This is a genomic window from Streptomyces sp. CB02980 (genome assembly GCF_014451325.2).
In the GTDB taxonomy this organism is placed as follows: domain Bacteria; phylum Actinomycetota; class Actinomycetes; order Streptomycetales; family Streptomycetaceae; genus Streptomyces.
The window spans coordinates 884-3,658 of record NZ_JACSCH020000049.1 but is presented as its reverse complement, the minus strand read 5'-3'; the positions used below and the strand labels follow the sequence as shown (position 1 = coordinate 3,658).

At 73.9% G+C, this 2,775-nt stretch carries 1 protein-coding gene; it reads right to left on the bottom strand.

Annotated elements, in window-relative coordinates:
- The coding region (locus E0F75_RS39630; RefSeq protein WP_308189670.1) for an acyltransferase domain-containing protein at positions 1-2,712 on the bottom strand (2,712 nt) is incomplete at its 3' end.
- Between the last annotated feature and the right edge of the window lie 63 nt (positions 2,713-2,775).

Genomic DNA, 2,775 nt, shown 5'->3' with positions numbered 1-2,775 from the left:
ACCGAGATGCCGCGCGAGCTGCACGGCCGCCATCCCGACGCCACCCGCCCCCGCGTGGATCAACACCCGCTCACCCGCACGAAGACCCGAAAGCTCCCCGAGGGCGTACCGGGCGGTCAGGAAGACGATGGGTACGGAGGCCGCCTCCTGGAACGTCCAGCCCTCGGGCATGCGGACGACCATGCGGGCGTCCGCCACCGTCGTATCGGCGAACGAGTCCGGCATCAGCCCCATCACCCGGTCACCGACCACCATCCCCGCGACGCCCGGGCCGACCTCGGTGACGACACCCGCACCCTCTCCGCCGATCGATGCGGCGCCGGGGTACATGCCGAGCGAGATGAGCACGTCGCGGAAGTTGAGCCCGGCCGCGCGTACCGCCACTCGGACCAGGCCCTCGCCGAGCGGTTCGCCGGCGGTCAAGGGCCGCCGCACCAGGGCGAGTTCCGCCGACGTGCCGCCCGAGCCCGCCGTGAGACGCCACGGGCCCTGCGCCGGGACGGTCAGGTCCCCGCCGCCGACCGCTTCCAGGCGCGGCGTCGACAGCGTCCCGCTCCGCCGTACGAGCTGGGGCAGCGGGGCGACGGAGAGGGCGGACAGCAGGGCGGGCCACTCGTCGTCGCCCACCTCGGCGTCGACGTCCAGCAGGACCAGCCGGTCCGGGTGCTCCGACTGGGCCGAGCGCACCAGCCCCCAGACGCCCGCCGCGGACACGTCGACGCCACGGTCGCTCTCGTCGGCCGCGACCGCGCCCCGGGTCAGGACGAGCAGTCGCCGCCCCGCCATCTCGGGTGCGTCGAGGAAGGCCTGCACCTGGCCGAGCACCCAGACGGTCAGGGCACGCGCACGTTCCGGGACCGACCCCTCCTCGGGGGCGCGGCAGGGCAGCACCACCCAGTGCGGCTCGGCCGTTCCGCCGCGCACCGCCGCGGAGGCCGCCGCGATGTCGGGGACGGCGTGCACGTGACCGCCGCCCGGCTGCGCGTCCGCCGGGGCTCCCGCCGATCCTGCTTCCGGGGCCTCTTCCGGGGCCCGTTCGGGGAGCGGTGTCCATCGCAGGTGCAACAGGTCCCCGTCGGATACCCCGGGCGCGGCGAGATCGGCATGGCTGACCGGCCGGAACACCAGCGAGTCGATGGACACCACGGGGTTTCCGGCGGCGTCGACGGCCTCCAGTCCGACCCCGTCGGGCTCCTGCCGGCGCAGCCGTACGCGCAGTGCCGAGGCACCGGGCCGGTGCACCCGTACGCCGGTGAACGCGAAGGGCAGACCCCCTTCGCCGGACCCGGGGCCGGAGGCGGCGGCGAGGGCGTGCAGCGCGGCGTCGAGGAGGGCCGGGTGCAGAGCGAAGCCGGCCGGCTCGTCGGGCAGGACGACCTCCGCGTAGACGTCCTCACCGTCCTGCCAGACCTGCTTCAGCCCCTGGAAGACCGGGCCGTAGTCGAATCCGGCGTCCGACAGTCCGGCGTAGACGCCCTCCGCCGGGATCGGGGCTCCGGCCGGGGGCCAGACCCAGGCGGTGTCGGTGTCGGTGTCGGGGCCAAGGCCGGCGCCGGGGCCGTCGGTCGCCTCGGTGAGGGCGCCGGTGCCGTGCCGGGTCCACTCACCGGCTTCGGTGTCCGGGCGGGAGGAGACGGCGACGGCCCGCTGCCCGTGTTCGTCGGGGGCGTCCACGACGACCTGGATCGCCACGCCCGGCCCGTCCTCGACCAGCACCAGCGGAGCCTGCAGAGTCAGTTCCCGCACCTGCGGGCATCCCACCTGCCGACCCGCGTGCGCCATGAAGTCGACGAACGCGGTCCCCGGAAGCAGGACGGTTCCGGATACGGCATGGTCGGCAAGCCAGGGGTGCGTGGACACCGACAGCCGGCCCGTGAACACCGCGCCGCCGTCGGCGAGCGTCACCTGTGCGCCAAGGAGACGATGGTGGGCACCGGACAGACCCACACCCGACAGCGAGCCTGCGGACGCCCCGGCAGAGCCGGCCGGCCAGTAGCGACGGCGCTGGAAGGCGTACGTCGGGATCTCCACCGGCGGTCGCGTACGGGAGACCCACTGGTCCCAGTCGACCTCGACGCCGTGCACGTGGAGCCGGGCCAGACCGGTCAGCAGACCGGTGACCTGGTCACGGTCACGCCGCAGGAAGCTCGCGACGACCTCGCCCGCACGCTCCTCCAGCGCGGCGGACAGAGCCGGCTGCGGACCGACCTCGACCCATATGCGGGCCCCCAACCCCCTTGCCATGTCTATCGATTCGGCGAACTGTACGGGCTGTCGCGCATGCTGCACCCAGTACGCGGGACTGCCGAAGTCGGCACCCGCAAGCTCCCCGGTCACCGTCGAGACGACCGGGATCTCCGCAGGCCCGAAGGACAGATCCGCCAGCGCCGCGGAGAAATCCTCCAGCATCGGGTCCATCAGCGGCGTGTGGAAGGCGTGACTGACCGGCAGCGGGCGGGTCCGCACGCCCTCGGCGGTCAGCCCCTCGACCACGCCGCGTACCGCGTCCGCCTCACCGGCCAGCACGACCGACCCCGGCGCGTTCACCGCAGCCACCCACACACCGGCAAGCCCGGCGATCCGCTCCTGGATACCCTCCACAGGCGCAGCCACGGACACCATCACCCCGCCGGCGGCCATCCCCTGCATCAGCCGGCCCCGTACACAGGCCAGCCGCACCGCGTCGGGCAGGGTGAGCACGCCCGCAGCCACAGCCGCACTGATCTCACCGACCGAATGCCCCACCAACACATCCGCCCGCACACCACTCTCGAC